Origin of the sequence: Marinobacterium nitratireducens (genome assembly GCF_014645375.1) — a bacterium.
Taxonomy (GTDB): domain Bacteria; phylum Pseudomonadota; class Gammaproteobacteria; order Pseudomonadales; family Balneatricaceae; genus Marinobacterium_A; species Marinobacterium_A nitratireducens.
This window is the reverse complement of the sequence record NZ_BMLT01000017.1, coordinates 1-23837: the sequence shown is the minus strand read 5'-3', so window position 1 is coordinate 23837 and position 23837 is coordinate 1. Positions and strand designations below refer to the sequence as shown.

The window sequence follows — 23837 nt, the reverse complement described above, 5'->3', positions numbered from 1 at the left end:
GACCGGTTGTCGTGCGTCATGGAGAGGGAATGTATACGGAAACGTCCAGCGAACGGCCGGGCGACGGCGGCAGCCCGGCGGGTGCCTATGCCATCCTCGATCAGGCCCTTTGGACCCGCTTTCGTGAAGCGGCCGGGCCTTCCGAATATCTTGCCGTCTGGCTCGCATTGCAGTGCCGTCAGTTGGGTCCGGATGTCAGCGGTGTGCTGCTGATGGGAGAGCCCGACACGGGGCCCTTCACGCCGGTTGCAGGCTGGCCCGATACCTCGGCGCCGGACAACAGTCTGCTGTCTGCAGCGCAGCAGGCGGTGCAGCAGGGGCGGGGTGTCGTTGTCGGCGAGGGCAGCAGCGAGCGCATCCTGGCGCAGCCGCTATTCGTGAAACAGCAACTCTATGGCGTCGTCGCGATCCTGGCGGGCAGCGTGCCGGTCAGGACCGTCGACCTGTTCCGGCGTTTGCAGTGGGGCGCCGGCTGGATCGAGGTAATGACCCGGCGCGAGCAGGAGTCGATGGATGCGGAGCTGCGCGAGAAAAGCGCCGGCGCCTTCGATGCCCTCGCCACCGTGCTGGAGCATTCCCGCTTCGATGAAGCCTGCAATGCGCTGGTCAGCGAGCTTGCCACTACGCTCGCCTGTGACCGGGTCAGCGTCGGCTTTGTGCGTTTTCGGCGCTGCCGCGTTCGCGCGCTGTCGCTGAGCGCCGGATTCGCCAACCGCATGAGCCTGATGCGGGATATCGCCGTGGCGATGGACGAGGCCGCCGATCAGGAAGCCGTCATTCTCTATCCTCCACCCGAGGACTGGGAGTTCCGCGTCACCCGGGCCCATCAGGAGCTTGCCGACAGCCACAGAAGCGAAAGCGTCCTGACGGTGCCATTGCAGTCGGCCGGTGAAGTCACCGGTGCCCTGACGTTCGAGCGCGCCTCCGGTGAGCCATTCGAAGCGGCGGAAGTGGAGCTCGCGGATGCCATTGCCGCCGTGGTCGGCCCGGTACTCGAGGACCGGCGACTCAACGACCGCCTGCTGCTGATCAAGGTGCTGGACTCGGCGGCGACACAGCTCAAGCGGCTGCTCGGGCCTTCCTACTTCGGACGCAAGCTGGCTACCCTCGGTGTGGTGGCGCTCGCCGCTTTTCTCTGGCTCGCCAAAGCCGACTACTCGGTGTCGTCGCCGGCTCATCTGCAGGGCACCATTCAGCGCACCATCGTTTCGCCCGTCAGCGGGTATCTTGCGGCGCAGTACGCCCGTGCCGGAGATCTGGTGGAGGAAGGCGAGCTGCTGGCGGTCCTGGACGATCAGGATCTGGCACTGCAGCGGTTGCGTCTGCTGACCACCGTGCAGCAGCGCAATGCTGAGCATGATCGTGCGCTGGCCGAGCGCAACCGTGCCGAAGCCAACATCATCAAGGCCCAGATCGAGCAGGCCCGGGCCCAGCTGGCGCTGGTCGAGGAGCAGCTGGCCCGTACCCGTATCGTCGCCCCCTTTGCAGGTGTGGTGGTCATGGGGGATCTGAGTCAGTCGGTCGGAGCGGCGGTCGAACGCGGCCAGGAGCTTTTCCAGATTGCGCCGCTGAACGCCTACAGGGTCGTGCTCGAGGTCGACGAGCGTGACATTCAGGACATCGCGGTCGGGCAGCAGGGCGTGCTTCGGGTTTCGGCCATGCCCGAAACACCGCTGCCGTACCGGGTCGAGCGCTTCACCCCGATGGCGCAACAGGGGGAGGGACGCAACTTCTTCGAGGTTGAAGCCGCGCTGGACGCCGCCGACGCCGACCTGAGGCCGGGTATGGAAGGGGTGGCGCGCACCGAAATCGAACAGCGCCGGCTGCTGCGGATCTGGGGCGAGAAGACCTGGAACTGGGTCCGGCTTGCGTTCTGGCGCTGGCTGCCATGACGGGGGCCTTGCAGCCATGAGCAGGTCATGGTTCAGCGCATCCTGGTACCGTGTCGCCGAGTTCAAGCCGCGGCTGCGGGCGCACGCCAGCATTCACCGACACCACTTCCGCGGTCAGCTCTGGTATGTACTGCAGGATCGGACCTCGGGACGCTTTCACCGCCTCACGCCCCAGGCTTATCGAGTCGTGGCGATGATGGACGGCACCCGTACGGTCGACGAGATATGGGATATCGCCTGCCAGCAGCTGGAAACCGACGCCATCACCCAGGACGAGATGATCGCGCTGCTCGGCCGGCTCCATACTGCCGATGTGCTGCTTGGCGATATACCGCCCGATATCGCCGAACTGTCGGAGCGTGGGCGCAAGATGAAACGCCAGAAACTGGTCAGAAGCATTCTCAATCCACTGGCGGTGCGGATTCCGCTGCTCGATCCGGATGACTTCCTGCGCGCCACCCTGCCGCTGGTGCGGCCGCTACTGTCCTGGCTCGGTGCACTGATACTGCTGGCACTGGTGCTTTACGGCGCGACTCTGGCCGTTCTGCACTGGAGCGAACTGAGCGAAAACGTCGTCGACCGGGTGCTGGCCTTCGATAACCTGCTGCTGCTGTTTCTGGCCTACCCGGTGGTCAAGGCCCTGCACGAGCTCGGCCACGCATACACGCTGAAGCGCTGGGGCGGCGACGTTCATGAAATCGGCATCATGTTCCTGGTCTTCATGCCGGTGCCCTATGTCGACGCCTCCGACAGTATCGCCTTTCACAGCAAATGGCAGCGGGCGCTGGTCGCCAGTGCCGGTATTCTCACCGAGATGCTGCTGGCGGCCCTGGCCATGATTGTCTGGGTCAACGCGGAGGAGGGACTGGTCCGGGCACTGGCGTTCAACGTCATGCTGATCGGGGGCGTCTCGACCCTGCTGTTCAATGGCAATCCGCTGCTGCGCTTCGACGGTTACTACGTGCTGTGCGACCTGCTCGAGATACCCAACCTCGGTACCCGCGCCAACCGATATCTGGGCTACCTGATCCAGCGTTACGCCTTCGGCATGGAGGAGGCCGACTCGCCGGCGACCTCGGTGCGCGAAGGATACTGGATGTTCGGGTACGCGGTAGCGTCCTTTCTCTACCGGCTGTTCATCACCTTTGCGATCGTGGTGCTGCTGGTGTCGAGCAAACTGTTCGCGGTCGGCATTCTGCTGGCGGTGTGGGCGGTGTTCCTGATGCTGGTATTGCCGCTTCTCAAGCAGCTGCGGTTTCTGCTCACCGGGCCCGCACTTAGACGCCGGCGCGGACGTGCTCTGGCGGTGACGGCGGCCTTTCTGGCAGCTCTGGGCGTGCTGTTGTTCCTGGTCCCGACGCCGCACTACACCCTGGCGCAGGGCTATGTCGCGACCGGCGAGGAAGCCGCGGTCAATGCCAGGGCCGATGGCGTCATTGCCGAACTGCTGGTCGCGCCAGGAGCGGAACTGGCGGCTGGGGCGCCGATACTGCGTCTCGAAGATCCATTGCAGCCGGCGCGCCTGAACATGCTGCGCGCCCGTATCGATGAGCTGAAGCTGCGCCTGCAGGCGGATCTGGTGTCCGATCAGGCGGCGGCGATTATCGCCCGCGAGGAGCTGGAGCAGGCCGAGGCGGATATCGAGGATGCGCGGCAGCGCGCCGAGGATCTGGTGGTGCGGGCTCCGGTGGCGGGACGCCTGGTGCTGGCGCGACCGTCGGATCTGGTGGGCCGTTTCGTCCATCGCGGTGATCTGCTGGCCCATGTTGCGGAATTTCGCGATCCGCTGATAAGGGTACTGGTGCCGGAAAGGCGGGCCGATCTCGTGCGGCGGCGTACCGAAAGCGTTGACGTGCGCTTTGCCAGAGCTCCGGGGGATATCCATGTCGCCCGGATCGTGCGCGATGCGCCGGCGCTTTCATCGCTGGTGCCAAGTCTTGCGCTGTCGACGGAGGGCGGCGGCGACATCGCACTGGATCCCGCCGCCCCCGGGCACGACCGCGCGCTGCAGCATCTGTTGCACCTGGATCTGAAACTGCAGGACGCCCCGTCTGTCGAGACCTACGGCGACCGGGTCTATGCCCGCTTCTACCATGGCAACGAACCTATGGCGGCGCGGCTGTACCGCGGAGCGATGCAGGTGTTTCTGAGATTTTTCAACCAGTGATCGATCATTTTTCGGGCGCCCGAAAAGGGTGAGCGCGAATCCATGAGGCAAAGGAGAACAGCGATGGCGACGCAATTGCTTTTTTACCATACGGCGGTACCGGTCAGTCAGGAGAAACACGGCGACATATCCGTCAAGGCGGGCGGCACCTACGCCTTTGCACGCGAGGTCAACTCGGTACCGCTGACGGCGGTGGAGTTTTCGCGGGCGGCGGCGGAGTACCCCATTGTCTTTGCCGGTAACGACGAGGCCGTGATGCCGGCGGTGATTCTCGGTGTGCGCGACAGTCAGAACCTCTTCGTCGATGATGAAGGACGCTGGAAAGAAGGCTACATACCGGCTTTCGTGCGCCGCTATCCCTTCGTCTTTTCGGCGGACAAGAGCGGTAAGCAGTTCATTCTGCACATCGACGAGGGCTTCGAGGGCGTCAATCGCGACGGCAAGGGCGAGCGGCTGTTTGATGCCGACGGCGAGCGCACCCAGTACCTGCAGAATGTGCTCGGCTTCCTGCAGGAGTACCAGGCCCACTTCCAGCGTACCCAGGCGTACTGCAAGCGTCTCAAGGAGCTTGGGCTGTTGCAGCCGATGCAGGCGCAGTTCAACCTGGCCGACGGCGAAAAGCGCTCGCTGTCCGGCTTTCAGGTTGTTGACCGGGAGAAGCTCAAGGCGCTCGAGCCCGAAACCCTGGCGAAGATGATGAAGAGCGATGAGCTGGAGTGCACTTTCCTGCACCTGCATTCGCTGCGTCACTTCAACGATATGGTCGGCCGTATGGCGTCCAGGTCGCCGGCTGCCGGAGTCGCCGGGCCGATGGCCGATACCGAAGAGGTCGTTGCCGATGCCTGACCGGCAACGGTTGCGCGGTGCCTAGCGGCACGCCTGCGGCAGAGCCGCGGCTCTGGTCTTACCCGGAGCGGGAAGACCGCAGGGACGGCTGGCAGGCGCGGCTGGAGGCCCTGTGCGCGACGGCACCGGCAGCTCTGGGTCACCGCAGCTTTCGGCTGCGTGCCAGAGGCTTTCTGCGGCGGGTCAACGCCGCAGAGCCTGCGATGCGGCAGTGCGACGAGCGGGAGCTGGCGGCGGTGGTCACGGAGGTGCGCTCCCGGCTGCGCCGGGACGGGCTGGATCCGGTCGCTGTCTGCCGCGCCTTTGCGCTGGTGCGGGAGCTGTCCCGCAGGAGTCTCGGGCTGCGCCATCACGACGTCCAGCTGCTCGGCGGTCTGGCGATCCTGCGTGGTCATATCGCCGAAATGGACACCGGCGAGGGCAAGACCGTTACCGCGGCTCTGGCGGCCGCGACGGCGGCGATGAGCGGCGAAGCGGTACAGGTCGTCACGGTCAACGACTATCTGGCCGAGCGCGATGCCACCGGCCTGGCACCGCTGTATGCGCAGCTGGGGTTGCAGGTTGCCGTGATCAAGGCGGGTATGAGCCCGGATGAACGCCGGCGCGCCTACCAGGCGAATATCGTCTATGGCTCCAACAAGGAAATTGCCTTCGACTATCTGCGCGACCGTCTGGCGCTGGAGGGTCGGCCGCAGGAGCTGCGACGCCGGGTGCATCAGCTGTCTGGCGGCGCCTGCCCGGAAAGCCGGCTGGTCATGAGGGGACTGCACTTCGCCATCGTGGACGAGGCCGACAGCGTGCTGGTGGACGAGTCGCGCACACCCCTGATCATTTCGCGTAAAAGCGATGTCGAGGACGAAAAGCGCTGGGCGGAAACGGCCATCGAGCTGGCGCAGGCGCTGCGCCCGGGCGAACACTTCAATCGCAAGGCAACGGCAAGGCGGATCGAGCTGACATCGGCGGGTCGTGCTTTCGTCGAGAACCTGGCCCAGGGCTACGGCGGCATCTGGGACAGCCGTATTCGTCGCGACGAGTCGGTGCGCCAGGCGCTGTCGGCGCTGCACCTGTTCCGGCGCGGCGATCAGTATCTGGTACAGGATGGCAAGGTGCAGATCGTGGACGAGTACACCGGCAGGATTCAGGCTGACCGGTCCTGGTCCGAAGGCCTGCATCAGCTGGTCGAAGTGAAGGAGGGTGTGGAGGTCACCGCCCGCAACCTGCCGGTGGCCCGCATGACCTATCAGCGGTTTTTCCGGCGCTATATGCGCCTTGCCGGCATGACCGGTACCGCCTCTGAGGTGCGCACCGAGCTCTGGCGCGTTTATGGGCTCGGGGTGGTGAGGGTGCCACCGCACCGGCCGTCGCGGCGCAAGCGCTATCCGGTCACCGTTGCGCGGACCCTGGATGACAAGTGGGACCGGGTCGTTGCCCGGGCACAGCGGGAGCGGGAATGCGGAAGGCCGGTGCTGATCGGCACCCGCTCCGTCCTGGCGTCGGAGATCGTCAGCGAACGCCTCGGCGCGCTTGGGCTCGAGCATGAAGTCCTGAATGCGCAGAACGACGCCGAAGAGGCGCGGATTATCGCGCAGGCCGGACAGACCGGCCGTATCACGGTGGCGACCAATATGGCAGGGCGCGGTGTCGATATCGCGCTGGACGAAGCCGTGGTCGCCAGCGGAGGGCTGCACGTGATTCTGACCGAGTGGCACGACGCCCGCCGCATCGACCGCCAGCTCGAGGGGCGCGCGGCGCGACGCGGGCAGCCGGGCAGCGCAGAGGCGATACTTTCGCTGCAGGATCCATTGCTGGATCTGCTACATGCGAAAATTTCACGACTGTTGGTGGGCTTCCCCCTGGCGGGACGAACCGGACTTTTGCTGATGCGCCTGTCGCAGCGACGGGTCGAGCGCAGGCATGCCCTCGCGCGACGCGATCTTCTTCGCCAGGATCAACGGCTTGTCAGGCTGTTGGCGTTTGCAGGAGGGGTGGAGTAAAGACTTCAATCGAACGTTTGAATGTCACGCCGCAACAAAGCCCGGCGCGCCGCCATTACAAACTCTGTCTCTGTTCGGAGACAAAAAATGCTGCGCGAGCACAATGATGAAATAGATTCCTGTGGCATATCCCCCGATGACTGGGAAGTTTGCCGATATCGTTCTACTTTCTTTACGCTGCAGTTGTACTTTTTCAGCCTTGTTCAGTTTGTTGTATTGAGTTTTTGCAGTTCTATCAGCTGTATTCGCCTGTTGCGAAGTTGCTCGCAGTTCCCGTGTAAGCAGTAGAGGAGAGCACGACAGAACATCGACACTTAAGGGATGGATATTGTCATGGCACATCCGTTTGGAGCACTGCATACCGAAACGGACACTGCGCTGCCGAGTAAGCCTTTACCGCTGTTTTCCTGGCTATCCCGACGCACCAAACACCAATCTCTGCGCCCCCGCCTCTGGCGCCGGCCGGCTTCGAGGCCGATCACCGTTACGTCCGTCAAAATGGAGCCGCTCGAGCCGCGCTATCTTCTGTCGGCGGACCTTATGCCGCTCAGCGTGGAAATGGGCGACGCCGATGGCAGCTCGTTCACGCTGACCTATGACGATGTGGCCGAGGTTTATCAGGTCTACGACGACAACACCGGCGAGCTGATTGATCAGCGCGCGCTGCAGGACACCAGCGAGATCCGTGTCCTCGGCAGCGCCGGCAGCGACCGCCTGACGGTCGACGTCAACGGCGGCTTGTCCTCCGCCGTCACGATCGAATTCGACGGCCAGCAGGGCGACGACGAGCTCCGGCTGTTGGGCGACGGACTCGACAGCAGCGTGCTGCGGGCCCAGAGCGAAACCAGCGGCGTTGTCGCGCGCACTGCCGGCGGGGAAAGCGGCGTCGTTCGGTTCACCGGCGTCGAGTCGGTTCAGGACCAGACGGTCGTATCGACCCGCATGTTCGAAAACGCCAGTGGCGCCTCCCAGTCGATCCGCATCTGGGATGCGCTGGCGGACGATGGGCTCATCAACATCGATGCCGCCGGTTCTTCCGCTTTCGGCGGCTATGCACTGGGCGTTGCCGACGATCTGTCAATCTTCGCCTCCGATGCCGGCGACGACTTCCTGCTTGAATGCGTCGATCCGGCCGCCAGCGGCCTGCTGCGGATCCTGGGCGGCGCCGGCGAGGACAGCCTGACCGGGCCTGCCGAGGACACCGTCTGGACGGTCGACGGCGTCAATGCCGGCGAGGTTGTCGGGGTGCGCTTCAGCTCGGTCGAGAACCTGCTCGGGCAGGCGGACAACGAAGACTACTTCGTCGTCACCGCCACGGGCTCGCTGTCCGGCGGCCTCGACGGCGGCGAGGGCGGTTTCGACAGCATGGAGTTTTCCGGCGGCATTTACGACAGCATCAGCTATGTCGCCTTCGATGCCCATTCGGGTACCGTCTCGCGGGATGGCGATATCCTGACCTACTACGGTCTCGAGCCGATCACCGACAATATGAGTGTGGCGGACAGGGTGATCGACCTGTCGGAATTCTCTGATACTGCCACGCTTACACAGACGGGCGGCACCTACACCATTGCATCGGACACTCCGCTGGGTGTCCCTACCTTCGAATCGGTCACCTTTAGCAAGCCGACCAATAGCCTGACCATCAATCTCGGTCAGGACGAGGGCATCAAGTACCTGTCCCGCGACCAGCTGACCGTCGGCGCCGTCGATCTCGACGGCGTCGACCTCACCATCGACGGCGAAGCCGGTGTCGACGCGGTCATCTTCAACGGCGCCATGACCGTCGACGACCTGACCGTAAACGCCGAGCTGATCCAGATACTCGCGGGCATTACCGCCAGTGGCAGCATTACGCTCGATGCCACGGCTATCGACGACGGGGCGGTCGACGCGGGCGGCGACTACCTCGGCGGAATCTTCCAGGGGCTTTACATCGCCACCCCGGAGGCGAGCATCGAGGTTAGTGGCGCAAGCCTGACGGCTGCCGGCGACATTACGCTGCTGGCAAGCGCGACGACCAGCCCCGATGTCACGCCAAGCACCCTCGGCGGCACCCTGGACGCGGCCCTGCTGACGCTGCTGCCCAAGGCCCTTATCAGCCTGACCGACTCGATCCTGACCGGCGCCAATATCAGCGCCGACTCCAGCGTAAACGTGACGGCGGCCTTCGAGGATAATGCCGACGCATCGGACACCGACGCGAGCTCCGATGCCGCGGTTACCATCGTCGTTGTCGAGTCCGAGTCGCACACCAGCGTCGGCGGCACCAGCAGTATCCTGGCATCCGGCGACATCAGCCTGAACGCCCTGACCAACCTGTCGGTCACCAGCACCGCCGACGGTTCCGGCGGCAGCGCCGGTGCGACGCTGGCGGTGACCGAGATCGGCTCCAGCACCCAGGCCTCACTGGCGGATGCCACCGTCATCGGCGCCAATGGCGGCGACGCGCCGGACAGCCTGGCACTGCTTGCAGGGCTGATCAGCAACGTGGCCACCACCGCGACATCGACCGCCGGTGGTGGCGACGAGAGTGGCGAGACCGGTGACCAGAGAAACCGGTCGGAGCAGCGCCTCGAGGATCCGAACGATGACGGCGATACCAGCGATCAGGCGGCATCCAGCGACGGCGCCGTCAGTTTTGCCGGCGCCGTGGTGGTTTCCGACTATCGACCGGTCACCTCGGCGTCGATCAACACCAGCGGCGGCATCAGCACCGACGGCAGCATGACGGTTGCGGCGCTGAGCAACGACAGCGTGCATGCTGCCGCCAACGGCTCCAACACCGGCAGCGGCGGCAGTGGTGTTGGCGTTGCCGTCGCCATCGGTATCGTCGACCCGAGCGTCAGCAGCTCGATCACCGGCGTCGGAGGCGGCCTTTCGGCGGCCGGCGGCGTCACCGTCACCGCGCTGATGGACGCCGGTGACACCTTCGCCGTCGAAGCGACCTCGGGCAGCGGCAATTCCACCAAGACCGGCGTGGCGGGTTCACTGGCGATTCAGGCCGTAACGATTGACGTCGGAGCCTTGGTCGGCGGCAGCATCGACCTGATGGGGTCGGACCTCAGCATCAGCGCCCACTCCGACGTGCATGTGCTTACCCGCGCCACCCCCGACGAGGACGGCGTCAGCGCGGAGAGTCTCGGCATCGGCGCCTCCGTCGCCCTGGGTATCGTCGACGTCCAGACACAGGCTGCTGTCGACGACGGGGCCCTGCTGAGCAACGGTAACGACCTCAGCGTCAGCGCCGAATCCAGCCAGACCGTCGAGACCACAGCGGTGGGCGGTGCCACGGCTGGGTCGTCGGGCACGGTGCTGACGCCGGTCGTGGCGATCACGCTGCTGTTTAGCGATACCGAGGCGGCCATCGGTATCGGTGGCGCCCTGAGTTTCGCCGGCGATATCGATATCGACGCCCTGCACGACAGTGCAGCCTCGACCCGTGCGGAAGGGGATGCCGAAGGCGGCAATGCGGCGATCGGCGCGTCCTTCGCGCTGACCATCGACGAGCAGACCTCGATGGCACGTCTGCTTCGCGATATCACCACCACCGGTGGCGCCCTGGCATTGGTCTCGACCGGCGTCATGCGCTCGCGTACCGAGGCCCGGGCCAGCGCGGCCGGTGCGGCTGAAGACGACGGGTCCAACGACGACCAGGTCAACGATCAGAGTAACGATCAGCTCGATTTCGCCAATACCCAGGCGCAGGATCGAAGCGGGTCTGGCTCCGGTACCTCAACCGCCCCGGACGCCTCGACCGGGGATGGCTCGGTGTCGGTGGCCGCCGGCATCGCGATCAATATTCAGAACGTCGACGTCGGTGTCGAGCTCGGTGACGGCATCCAGATCGTTGCCGACGAGTCGGTGACGCTGCAGGCGCTGAGCAACGTGGATTCACGGGCGATCGCGGATGGCAGCGCGGCCAATGGCGCCTCCGGCACCGTTGGTGTGGCTGTGGCCATCAACTATGCGAATGTTGCGACCACCACCGATACCGGCACCAGCACCATCACCAGCGATGGTTTGGTGCTCGAATCCTTCGCCGTCGAGCGCGACCTGGGGATCGAAGCCGAGACTTCCGAGGTCGTCGATACGGCCGGGGATACGATCTATCTGGGCGAGGCGGCGGACGCGCTGTCGACCGGCGATGAAGTCACCTACAGCAACGGCGGCGGGAGCAGTATCGGCGGCCTGACCGACGATGGTGGTACCACCAAGTATTACGTCATCAAGGGTGAAGCTGGTCGTATTCAGCTGGCGGCCTCGTCCAGCGATGCCACAGACGGCACTGCTATCGATCTGACCGGCCAGGGCTCGGGCGATGAGCACAAGCTGACGCCGACCGGTGGCGACGACATCGTCTTCGATCCCGACAAGGACCTGTTCCAGCTGACCTCGGACGAAACCGAAAGCCTGCGTACCGGCGATGCCGTTGTTTACGACAATGGTGGCGGTGGCGATATCGGCGGGCTCAGCGATGGCGTCACCTATTACGCCATTGTCGAGGACGGCAGGCTGTCGCTGGCGGAGACGCGCGACAAGGCCTTTGCCGGCGACGCCATCGAGATTACCAGTGCCGGAACCGGTACCGACCATGGGCTGAGCGAACGCACCAGTCGTGCGGCGGCGGATGCGACGTCCGGTGCCAGCGCCGGCAATCTCGGCGTTGCCGGATCGGTCGCCATCAACGTCGCCGACTTCAGCGCCAGCGCCACCCTCGGTGACGGCTCGACGCTGACCATGCTGGACGGCGGCGATATCGGTTCCGGGGTCGGCGAGCTGACCGCGGCTGCCGGGTCCGACACCTTCGCCGGCGCCGATGCCGGCGCGCAGCAGTCCGAGGCCGGCAATATCGGCGTCGGGGCGTCCTTCGCGCTCAACATCGTCGACAACCGCAGCTGGGCGCAGATGCAGGGCACCGCCGTGGTGGTGTCCGCCGAGGATATCCTGATCTCCAGCGAGGGTACCTATGGCATGCGCACCGATGTCGAGGGCGGTGCCGAGGGAGGCACCGCGGTATCGCCGGTGGTGGCGATTTCGGTGGCAAGGAACGATACCGGCGCTGTCGTCGCCGACGGCACGGCGTTGTCGATCAGCGGTGACCTTGAGATCAGCGCGACCCATATCGCCGAAACGGTGACCACTGCCAAGGGGGATACCAAGGGTTCCAGCGCGGCGATCGGCATTTCGTTTGGCCTTACGGTTGCTGAAGACAGCGTAACGGCCAGCCTGCTACGGGACCTGACCTCGACCGGCGGAGGCGTCTTTCTGCTGGCCCAGGGCGCCGCGGCGTCGCGGGCCGAGGCCGAAGCCTCCGCGGCCGGTGCCAGCGATGACTCCGCGGATAACGGCGGCAACGCCACGCAAGCCTCCCAGAACCAACTGAATACCGCGAATTCGCAGACAGCGGCACGTACCTCCGGTGGCGGGACCGACACCAGTTCCTCGCCGGATGCATCGACGTCGGACGGCCCGATAGCCGTGGCTGCGGCTATCGGCCTGAATATCGGTACTCTCAACGTCAGCTCCGGCATCGACGGCGTGGCTATCGACGCCGCAGGCGATGTCGACAGCGTCGCAGAGGGCAACTTCGACGCCGGTGCCGAGGCCAGCGGCGAAGCGGCCGAGGGCGGCTCCGGCTCTGTCGGTGCCGCCGTGGCACTTAACTTCGCCAACGCCACCGTCGCCTCGACCATTACCGATGCAAGCATCAGCGCCGGCGGGCTCAGCGTCGAGGCGCTGATGTTCGAGAACGACGGCGACGACATGCACGATGTCTACGCCAAATCGACCTCGGGCGCCAGCGGCGGCAACCTGGGCGTTGCCGGCTCCTTCGCCCTCAACCTGTCCGATATCCACACCAGTGCGGCGCTCGGCGATGGCGTCGACGCTGTCACTGTCGATATCGACGGCGCCGGTTCGGTGGTGGTGGCGGCCGAATCGAACAGCGGCAGCCTGGCCTCCGCCGAGGCCGCGCAGGTAAAAGGCGAGTCCGAAGAGCAACCTGCGGCCGAATCCGGTGGTGAAGGCAGCCAGACGGAGCAATCTTCCCAGACCGGCAATACCGTGGGCGTGGGAGCCTCCTTCGCGGTCAACGCCGCCGATACCACCACCCGTGCGGCGATTGCCGGTATGACGACGCTGACCGGTGCCGGCGATGTTACCGTCTCAGCGAGTGCCGAACATGAAGCCAACGCCAATGTTATCGGCGGTTCGGAGGGCGGTACCGCAGTGACGCCGGTGGTCGCCATCGCCGTCATCGAAAACAGCGTCAGCGCCCTGATCGAAGACGGTGCGGCCCTGGCTGCTTCCGGCGATATCGAGGTCTCCGCGTATCTGCAGGCCGATACCGCCACGGATGCAGAGGGCAGCGCCGACGCGACCAAGGCCGCGATCGGCGCATCCCTGGCGCTGACCATCGCCAACGACAGCGTCCTGGCGCGCATCGCCGGCGACGTCAGCACCTCGGCCGGCGGTGTGACCGTACTGACGCGGGCCCTGACTTCCAGCCGCTCCTCCGCGACCGCCAGCGCCAGGGGCGCGGCGGAAGACGATGGCGCGGACGGCACCGCCGATGACAACGGCGTGCAGAACCAGACCGACAGCCAGGTCCAGCACGCCAACAGCACCGGCGGCACCAGTGAATCCTCGCCCGATACCTCGACCTCGAGCGGCTCGCTGAGCGTCGCCGCGGCGATCTCGATCAATATCGCCAACAGCGCCTCGGTCTCCGAAATCGTCGGGCAGGCCGGCGCCAGCACCGTCGATGCCGACGGTGAGGTACTGGTTGCAAGCGAAGCCAATGCCGACGCCGCGGCCCTTGCCGACGGCCGGGCGGCGAGCGAAGACGCCGGCGCCACCAATATCGGTGCTGCGATTGGCGTCAATGTCTTCACCCTCGACAACAGCGCCACCATCGCCAACGCCAGTGTGTCCGGCGACGGCGTGTCGGCCGAGGCCCTGATGGCCGAGCGCGATTACGATTTCGAAGTCAGCGAGCGCACCGTCGTCGATACCGACGATGACAGCATTTTCGTCGGTGAGCAGGACGATGCGTTTACCACCGGCGAAGAGGTTGTCTACAACAACGGCGGTGGTACGGACATCGGCGGCCTGACTGACGGCGAAACCTACTACGTGATCGTCGGGGATGACGGCTTTATCAAGCTTGCCGCCAGCGCAGACGATGCCAACGACGGCAAGGCGGTCGACCTGACCGATCAGGGTATCGGCGATGCCCATGTCCTGGATCGCTCGGCTGCAGGGTTCGACGATTTTACCTTCGATCCCGACGAAAGCCGCTTCGAGGTCGATTTCGACGATACCAATGGCCTGACCACCGGGGATGCGGTGCGCTACGAGGTCGGCGCCGCAAGCACCGATATCACGCCGCTGGTGGACGGCACCACCTACTACGTCATCATCGATGACGGCCAGCTGAAGCTGGCCGAGAGTTTCGAGAAAGCGCTGCTCGGCGAGGCCATCGAGCTGACCGATGCCGGCAGCGGCGACAACCACTCGCTGATCAACGCCAGCCACGGCGCCAATGTCGACGCGCGCTCGGGCGCTGCGGGCGGCAAGACCGGCGTCGCGGGTTCGGTGGCGGTGAACATCGTCCAGGGTCAGACCCGGGGGCTGTTCGGCGACGGCGCCACCATTCTGGTCAACGATGGCGACAACGATGGCGATGCCGTCGTCGGTGATTCGAGGGTGCAGGCCGACACCGCAACCTATACCCTAACCCGGGCGCTGCCCGGGACCGCCGCCACCGGTTCGACCGCCGGTATCGGCCTTTCCTTCGCCATCGGCTACAGCGCCTATGACACCGATGCCAGCATAGACGGCACCGCTATCGTCGATGGCGCCAACGGTCTGGCCGTCGATGCCGACGGCGATCATTCGGTGATTACCCTGGCTACAGCCGGTGCGGCATCGAACAAGACCTCCGTTGCCGGCGCTATTGCCCTTGGAATCTCCAACAACACGACCGACGCCAGGGTCTTTGCCGGCACGGCACTGGACGTCGATGGCGATTTGCTGATCACGGCAGACAACACCTTGCGTCAAACCACCGAGGCCAATGCCGAAGTGACAGGGTCCGGCGGGACCGGTGTAGGGGCGGCCATCGCACTTGGCTGGGCCGAGGACGACACTGCGGCGCGGCTGCAACGGGACGTCTCCACCGGCGCGACGAGCGCCGACGATGTCGCGGTCGAGGCCAGGGGCACCATCACCGCTACCGTGCTGGCGACCGGTAGCGCGGAGGGTGAGAAGAACGCCAACAGTGGCGGACGGACCGCACAACAGCAGACCTCGAGTCAGACCAGCTTCGTCAACACGCGTACCAATTCCAGTCTGACCGAACCGACCCCGCAAACCGAGGTCGCGAGCGCCAACCAGACCTCGCAGAATCAGACCTCGAACCCGGGCGGCCAGAACAACACCAACGCCAATCAGTCGAGCACCCAGACCTCCGGTGGTGTCTTGCGTATTGCCGCCTCTATCGGCGGGACCGTTATCGTCTCCGACGTTAGCGCGCAAATCGACGACGGCCTGACCATCGATGCCAGCGGCGACCTATCGGTCAAAGCGATTAGCGACGCCGATGCCCAGGCGGAAGCGGTGAGCCTGGCCTTTACCCAAAGCTCCAGCGATTCCGACAACGTCAGCGCGGCGGTCGCCTTCAACATCGCTCTGATGGACACCGTCGCCTATCTCGGCGACGGCATCACCACTGCCGCAAGCGTGACCGTCGAGGCAGGTACCGGCAGTGGCGAAATCAACGAGTTCAAGACCCTGGCGATTTCCGGCGCCGGTTCCAAACAGAGCAGCACCGGCGGTAGCAGCAGCGGTGGCTCCGGTGGCAGCGGCAGCGGTTCCGGCGGCGACAGTTCCAGCCTCGGGATTGCCGGCGCGGTCGCCTTTACGGTATATGGCTCTCCCGCCACGGACGATGCCAATGTCGTCAGCGCCCGGATCGCCGACAACGCCACAGTCGATGCCTTGAGCGGAGCGGTTACGGTGACTGCGCGCCAGGATATCGGCATGCAGAACATCGCCGGCGGCGCGGCGCTCAACATCTCCTCCGGCGGAGGCGGCGGCGGTGGAGGTGGTGGCGGTGGCGGTAGCAGCTCCGATACCACGGTCGGCGCAGCCATCGGTATCGGCGTGGCCGACTATGACACCATCGCCGAAATCGGCGATGGCGCGACCCTGTCCGCCGCAGGCGATGTTACGGTCAGCGCCAGCAGTTCCTTCAATCCGCTGGAGATCATTTCGCCGTTCATCAAGGCGGTGGAAACCGGTGTTGACGTCACCACCATGGTGATCGGCGCGGCCATCGGGTCCGGCGGCGATGCCGGGGCCGGTTCGGCGGCGATCAATGTCATTACCCCGACGACACGGGCTCGAATCGGCGCCGGTGCGAGCGTCGATGCCGATGGCGACGTCTCGGTGCTGTCGTCCAGCCAGGTAAAAGTCATCGACTTTGCCGGCGCCATCGGCGTGACAATCGGTTCGAATCAGGGCTCCAGCCAGGACAGCGGCTCCGGCGTCGGTATCGGCCTCGATGTCACGGTACTGGTGGAAACCACCGAAGCGGTGATCGATACCGCCAACGGCGGGCACACCGGCATTACCGCGATGGGCAATGTCATCGTCGACGCCCGGTCGAGCGAGGATGTTTTCCAGCTGACCCTGAATGCCGGGGCCGGGGACAGCACTTCGGGCGCCGGCGGCCTCAATGTGCTGGTAACCGATACCACTACCCGGGCGCTGGTCGGGCAGGATCCCGCGGTCGAGGATCCGCAAACCGGCACGACCCTGATTGACGCTGACGGCACCGTTGTCGTGTCCGCGGACTCGATCACCACCATCAACAGTTCGTCCGGTCTGGTCGCCTTTTCCAACAGCGGCTCCTCGGTCGGGATCTCGATCGGCATCGTTGTCGATCTGGACGAGACGGCGGCGATGATCGGCGAGGGCAGCACGATCTTTACCGATGGCGACAGTGCTGCACCGGTGCGCAAGGGCAACTTTGACAGCGACGGCGACCAGGACACGGAATCCGTCCGGGGGCTGGCGGTTACGGCGACCCGCTTTGACAGCGTCTTTCTGTTGTCGGTGGCGGCCTCAGCGTCGTTGGGACAGGACAATCAGGGTAATTCCAGCGGTGGTGGAGGGGGCGGTACCAATGTCGGCCTCGCCGCATCCGTCGGCGTCGCCGTGTTGCACGGCGAGACCCGGGCGACCATCGGCGACGGCGTCGATGTCAATCCGGTAAACAGTACCCCGGATGCCGGTCAGGGCATCCTGTTGCGGTCCATGGACGAGGTCAAGGTGACCAATGTCACCGGCGGCGCGTCCTTCTCCTTCGGCGAAAGCGATGTCGGTGTGACCGGTTCGGTCACCGTCAACGAAATCGATAATCACGTCCAGGCGCGCGCCCTGGGCGGCAATGTTCTGAATGCGGATGCCGGCGGCGTGCGCCTCGAATCCCGGGCCAGGACAGATATCGATGCGGTGACCATCGCCGTTGCAGGCGTCGTCAATACCGGCTCCTCGGGCAACAACAACCAGTCCGGTTCCATTTCGTTCGCCGGCGCCGGTGCGGTCACCGTCAATATCGTCGACAGCGAGTCCCGCGCCGAAATCGGTGCCGGCAGCACGGTGTCAACCAGCGGCGATCTGGTGCTGAGTGCGGACGATAATTCCAGCATCAGCGCTGACGCCGGCGGTGTGGCGATAACCATCACCAATGACGACGGCAGCACCGCCGGCTCCGTTGGTGCCTCGGTGGCGGTCAACGATGTCACGCAAACCGTTTCGGCAACGGTCACGGATACTCCGATTGGCGCCGCCAACGTCGAACTGACGGCAACCAACAGTTCCGCCATCAGGGCCCTGACCATCGCAGGTTCCGCGTCGGTCTCGACCAGTGGCGGCGATGCCTTTGGCGGCGCCGGCGCGGGGTCCGGCAACTTCATCAGTTCCGATACCATTGCAGCGGTACGCAATCCGGGCGGTCAACAGGTTCTGACGGCGACCGGTGATGTGATTGTTACGGCGACTGACAGCAGCGTTATCGACGCCGACGCGGGTACCGGCGCCCTGGCGGTTTCGACCGGTGGCAGCAGCGGCAGCAGCGGCGATTTCGGGGCGATCGCGGTGGGCGCGGCGGCGGCCGAAAATACCATCACCAAGACCACCGGCGCGGAGCTGGTGAATGTCGATGCCAGCGCCGTGAATGTCACCGTCGAAGCCCATGCGACCGGCAGCATCGACGCCTTCACCCTGGGTATTTCCGGCTCCTTCTCGAAGAGTGGTTCGGTGTCGATCTCGGCGGCCGGTTCCGGTTCGGGCAACTTCATCACCAGCACGACCCGGGCACTGATCGACCCCAGCACCGTCAACGCCACCGGCGCGCTGACGGTCGCGGCCTCCGATAGCGCGGATATCACCGCCACCGCGGGCGCCGTCGGCGTCAATATCAATGTCGGTGACGGCCTCAATGTCGGCGTCGGTCTCGGCATTTCCGTCGCGGTCAACGAGATCACCGCCAGCACGGTGGCGCTGATCGACGATACCAGCGTCGTTGCCGGTGGGGCGGTGTCGGTCTCGGCCGATACCAGCGGCGATATCAGAGCGATTGCCTTCGGTGTCGCCCTCGGTATCACCACCTCCAGTGATTCCAGTGCCATCAGTGTCAACGGCGGTGTCGCCGTGACCCTCAATACCCTCGACCTGACGACCCGCGCCGCCATCTCGGACTCCGAGACCGGTACCGTCGACGCCCTGAGTGCGGGCGGCCCCGTTACCCTCAGTGCCAGCGAGTCCGGCGTGATCGAGGCGGATGCGGTTTCGGTTGCCGCCTCCATCGCCATCGGCAGCAGCAGCGGGGCCAGTATCAGCGGCTCCATCGCGGTTTCCTACGCCGAGAACGATATCGACAGCAGCGTCGAAGCCACCATCGACAGTGTCGATACCACGGCGCAGGGCAGTGTCGAACTCGCGGCTTCTTCGTCCAAGATCATCACCGCCCACGATGTGGCGGCGGCCGCCGGCATCTCGGCCGGCAGCGGCAGCGGCACTTCGGTGGCACTGACAGGCGCCGGGGCTTCGGCGACCAATACCACCGACAATTTCGTACTGGCGGTCATCAATAACGCCGAGGTCAACGCCGAATCCGGTGGCAGCGTATCGCTCACCGCCACCGACTCGACGACCATCACCGCTGATGTTGTGGCCGCGGCGCTGAGCGTCGGTGTCAGTTCCAGCGGCAACGGCGGAAGTCTGGCGGTGGCGGTGACGGTCGCTGAAAACAGCATCACCAACACCACCCGGGCCCTGGTGCTTGGCGCATCGGTCATCGACGCGGACGGCGACTTCGACGCTCATGCCAGCTCTGCCGGTTCGATTTCTTCCGATGCCGCCGCAGCCTCGCTGAGCGTGGGTGTCGGCGGCGGCACGGCCAGCCTGTCCGGCGCGGGAGCCGGTGTGGGCGCCACCAATACCATCGCCAACACCATCGAGGCTGGCGTCATCGAGGCGTCGTCCGTCGAAGCCGGGGGGCTGGCGGACATCAGCGCGACGGACTCGGCCGCCGTCTCCGCTACCGTGGTCACCGCCGCTGTGGGTGTGAGCGCGGGCAGCAGCGATGTCAGTATCACCCTGGTGGCCGCGGTATCGGTGGCGACCAATACCATCGACAACAGCGTCCAGGCGCACGTTCTGGATTCGTCGCTGGATGCCGGCGGGGCGCTCTCCGTCACGGCGACATCCGACAAGGACATCGATGTTATCGGTACCAGCCTTGCGGTCTCGGTCAGCGCCAGCAGCGGTACCGTATCGCTGTCGGGTGCGGTGGGCGTGGCCGTGGCGACGAATACCATCGGTGGCGAAGTCGAGGCGGTTATCGCCGACGCCGATAATGCGGACTCTCAGTTCGTCAATGCCGGTGGCGCTATCACCATGCTTGCCGACAACACCAGTATCATCGATGCAACGCTGGTTGTGGTATCGGCGTCGGTTTCCGTCAGCTCCGGCGATGTCTCCATCGCGTTTTCCGGTGCCGCTTCGGTGACCACCAACGACATCAGCAGTGCGGTGCTTGCCAGCATCGACAACTCAGTGGTCGAGGCCGGCGGAGCCGTCAGCATCGATGCCGGCGCGCATAGCCAGATCAGTGCCGATACGGTTGCGATAGGCGTCAGCGTTTCCGTAAGCAGCGGTTCGGTCAGCGTCGCCGGTGCTCTGGGGCTTGCCAAGGCGAATAACGTCATCGGCGGATCCACCCAGGCCCTGATCATCAACGGCAGCGACCTTGGTGCGAGCGGACCTGTCGCCGTCAGTCTCACGGACATGGCGTCGATCGCGTCCAACGTGGTGGCGGCGACGGTGGCGATCTCGGTTTCCAGTGGTGAGGTCGCCGGCGCTCTGGCGGTATCGGTCACCCTGGCCGAGAACAGCATCAGCGGCAGCAGTCGCGCGGCCATCGATGGCTCAACAGTGGTGGCCGTGGGCGGGGCTAGCGATGTTACCGTCCAGTCCGTGGTGACGAATACCATCGAATCGGTGGCGGCCGCCGTGTCGTTCTCGCTGGCGGGCACCAGTGGCGAGGTGGCTCTCTCAGGGGCGGGCTCGGGCGCCTATGCCCACAACGTCACCAGTAACCAGGTACTGGCGGAAATTCTTGATTCCAGCGTCACCGCGGGCGGGGCCGTTGCCGTGACGCTGACCGGTGAGTCGACCATCATGGCCGATACCGCATCGGTAGCCGCCGCGATCTCGCTGTCGAGCGAGGTGGCGCTTTCGGGCGTGGTGGCGGTGACCGTCGCCGAAAACGAAATCGGCAGTGATTATCGCGCCACCGTCAGGAATTCCACTGTCGAGGCCCAGAACGGCGGCGTCAGTGTCTCGGCCGAGGCCACCGACCTGAACAGGATCGATGCCCTTGGCCTTGCCGTTGGCATATCGCTTTCCGGTAGCAGTAGTTTTGCGGCCTCGGTCGCCGTCGCCGGCGTCGTCGCCACCAACAGGTTGAACAACAGCATCGAGGCCAGCATTGACAACAGCACCGTCACCGCCACGGATGCGATCGGCGTCGAGGCCATGGACAAGTCCTCGATCAAATCGGATCTGGCGTCGGTGTCGGCATCGATGGCGTTTTCCAGTACCGCTGCCGTTGCCCTTTCGGTCAGCTTCACGGCCGCCGAGAACGAGATCAACACCCTGACCACGGCCACCATTAGCGGATCCTCCGTCGATAACAGTGCGGGCGCTGGCGGTATTAGCGTCGAGGCGCTGACGGATACCCGCATCGATGCGCTGGCGCTGACCATCAGCATTTCGCTCTCGGGCGCCGGCGACTTCGCCCTGAGCGGTGCCGGTGCCGGCGCCTATGTCTCCAACAGCACCGGCAACAGCACCAGCGCCACCATCTTCGATTCGAACGTCTTAGCCGGTGGCGACGTGCTGGTCGCTGCGACGGACAGCTCCAAGATCAACGCCGAGATCGTCACCGTGGCGGCCTCGATAGCCGGCAGCGGCACCGCGGCAGTCAGTATCTCGATCGCGCTGACCCTGGCTGAAAATAATATCGGCGGCTCTACGCTGGCCTCTATCGATGCCTCGTCGGTCACGTCGCCCGGAGCGGTTTCCGTCTCGGCGCGGGCCGACAGCGATATTTTCGCCATCGCGGCGGCCGTGAGCATGAGCATCGCCGCCAGCGGCACGGTTTCGGTGGCCGGCGCCGGCGCCGGGGCGCACGCGGCCAATGTTACCTCCAATTCGGTCGAGGCCTCGATCCTCGGCGGGTCCACGGTAACGGCCGTCGACGACGTTCTGGTCGAGGCCTTCGATACCTCGACGATCAGCGCCACGCTGGTATCGGCTGCGGTCGGGGTTTCGGGAAGCGGTACCGTGGCGGTCTCGGTGTCGGTCGCGGTTACCGTGGCGGAGAACACCATCGGCAGCTCGCTGCTGGCGACCATCGACAACGCCGAGGTGTCGACCTCGGCCGGCGCGGTCAGCGTAACGGCTGCCAACTACGATGATTCGACTCTCGATCAGCTGAGCATCACGTCCGCGGCGGTGGCCGCCGCCATTTCGGCCGGCGGCTCGGGCGGCGTGTCCGTCCAGGGCGCGGGCAGCGGCGCCGTCGCCTTCAACATCGTCGAAGCCAGCGTCGAAGCCAGTATCGTCGACAGTTCGGTCACCGCGATGGGCGACGTTGTGGTCGAAGCGGTGGGCCGGGCCCATATCCTGTCGGAGATCCTGGCGGGTTCCATCGGCGCCGGCGGTGCCGGAACGGTTTCGGTCAATGTCGCCATTTCCGCAACCTACGCTGAAAACAGCATCGGCGGTGGGCTGCTGGCGACCATCGACAACTCGACGGTAAACACCTCGGGCGGCGCGGTGACAGTGGAGGCCTTCGCCGATAACCTGATCGAGGCGTTCGGCCAGTCGGTCGGCGTGGCGGCGGGTGGTTCGGGCGCCGTCTCGGTCAACGTATCGCTCAGCGTCGTTGCCGCGACCAACGTAATCGGCAATACCGTCGAGGCCAGCATCCGGGGCAACAGTGATGTCGATGCCATGGATGCCAGCGACGGTTTCGTTACGGTCGCGGCTCAGGATCTTTCCGATATCTTTGCGGTGCTGACATCGGCGACTGTCTCGGCCGGCGGCTCGGGTGCGACTTCGGTGAATGTCGCCGGCGCATTCGTCTATGGCAGCAACGCACTGTCGGCCACCACCGATTTCGACTGGAACGGCGATGGCGTTATCGACTTCAGCGACATGCACGCCGGCACGGAAATTCTGAGCCGGCTCTATGATCTGCAGGCCGGCGCCGACGGCATTCGTGGCGATCTGGCGGGCGTTGACGGCGAGTTCGGTACCGGCGACGACGTGCCGGCGGACGACCTGACGACGGACCAGGCGATCGATGCCCTGGGCAGCCTGGGTGTCTTTGCCAACGGTCAGCCCGACGCGGCCTACAAAACCGCACTGAAGAGCCTGGTCGGATCCAGTTTCGATATCAACGGTGATGGCAGCATCAACTATCTCGATCTGCTGCTCACCGACAGCACGCTCGACGACGTCGTCGTCGCCAACTCCATAACGGCGGCTATCGATGCATCGACCGTCGACACGGCCGGAGCCGTGACGGTATCCGCATCCGACCATGACGCCGGGACGGCGGATTCGATGAGCATCACCGCGATCGGAGTCGCGATCGGTATCGCCGCGGGTGGCTCCGGCGGGGTTTCCGTCAACGTCAGTGGCGCCGGCGTCATCGCCTTCAACGAGATCAACACCGCAATCGAAGCCGGCATCAGCGACAGCACGGTCCTCGCAGGCGGCGATGTGACCGTTGAGGCGGTGGATCAGGCGCATATCCTTTCTGAGCTTGCCGCCATCACGCTGTCGGCCGGGGGCTCCGGCGCGACATCGGTGAATGTCAGCGTATCCGTGACCTATGCGCACAACACCATGGGCGGCAGCCTGCTGGCGACCATCGACAACTCTACCGTTGACACCAGCAACGGTGCGGTTGTCGTCGATGCCCGTGCCAACAACCTGATCGAAGCTTATGGCCAGGCGGTGGGGCTGTCCTTCGGCGGCTCGGGCGCGGCGTCTTTCAATGTGGCGATGGCCGGTGTCGGAGCCACCAACGCGACCACCAACTCGGTCGAGGCCAGCATCAGGAACGGCAGCGACGTCGATGCCAACGACCTGCTCGGCGGGTCGGTCACCGTTGCTGCCGAGGACCTGTCGGATATCTTCGCGGTCCTGATATCGGCGGCAGTCGCCGGCGGCGGTGCCGGCGGTTTCTCGCTCAACGTCACGGGCGCCGGTGTCTACGCCAACAACAGTATCGGCGGATCGCTGCTGGCGAGCATCGAGGGTTCCAGCGTCGATACCGCGGGCGCGGTCAGC

Annotated in this window: 5 protein-coding genes; all 5 read left to right on the top strand. The window is 65.2% G+C overall.

Annotation, left to right across the window (positions count from 1 at the left end; genetic code table 11):
- Window positions 1–29 precede the first annotated feature (29 nt).
- The gene (locus IEX85_RS21920; protein ID WP_188862776.1) at window positions 30–1892 is read left to right on the top strand and encodes an efflux RND transporter periplasmic adaptor subunit; all 1863 of its coding nucleotides are present in this window, start codon (window positions 30–32) and stop codon (window positions 1890–1892) included.
- A gap of 16 nt (window positions 1893–1908) precedes the next feature.
- The gene (locus tag IEX85_RS21915; protein ID WP_188862775.1) at window positions 1909–4059 is read left to right on the top strand and encodes a PqqD family peptide modification chaperone; all 2151 of its coding nucleotides are present in this window, start codon (window positions 1909–1911) and stop codon (window positions 4057–4059) included.
- Between the two features lie 63 nt (window positions 4060–4122).
- A complete protein-coding gene (locus tag IEX85_RS21910; RefSeq protein ID WP_188862774.1) occupies window positions 4123–4905 on the top strand; it encodes a SapC family protein in 783 nt (260 codons plus the stop codon).
- 17 nt (window positions 4906–4922) lie between these two features.
- The gene (locus IEX85_RS21905; protein WP_188862773.1) at window positions 4923–6899 is read left to right on the top strand and encodes a preprotein translocase subunit SecA; all 1977 of its coding nucleotides are present in this window, start codon (window positions 4923–4925) and stop codon (window positions 6897–6899) included.
- A gap of 498 nt (window positions 6900–7397) precedes the next feature.
- On the top strand, window positions 7398–23837 hold a 16440-nt coding region (locus IEX85_RS21900; protein ID WP_188862772.1), incomplete at its 3' end, for an LEPR-XLL domain-containing protein.

What these genes read in the sequence shown, in the direction of transcription:
- IEX85_RS21920 (WP_188862776.1), top strand. Translation starts at nt 30, where the DNA reads ATGTATACGGAAACGTCCAGCGAACGGCCGGGCGACGGCGGCAGCCCG.
- IEX85_RS21910 (WP_188862774.1), top strand. Translation starts at nt 4,123, where the DNA reads ATGGCGACGCAATTGCTTTTTTACCATACGGCGGTACCGGTCAGTCAG.
- IEX85_RS21915 (WP_188862775.1), top strand. Translation starts at nt 1,909, where the DNA reads ATGAGCAGGTCATGGTTCAGCGCATCCTGGTACCGTGTCGCCGAGTTC.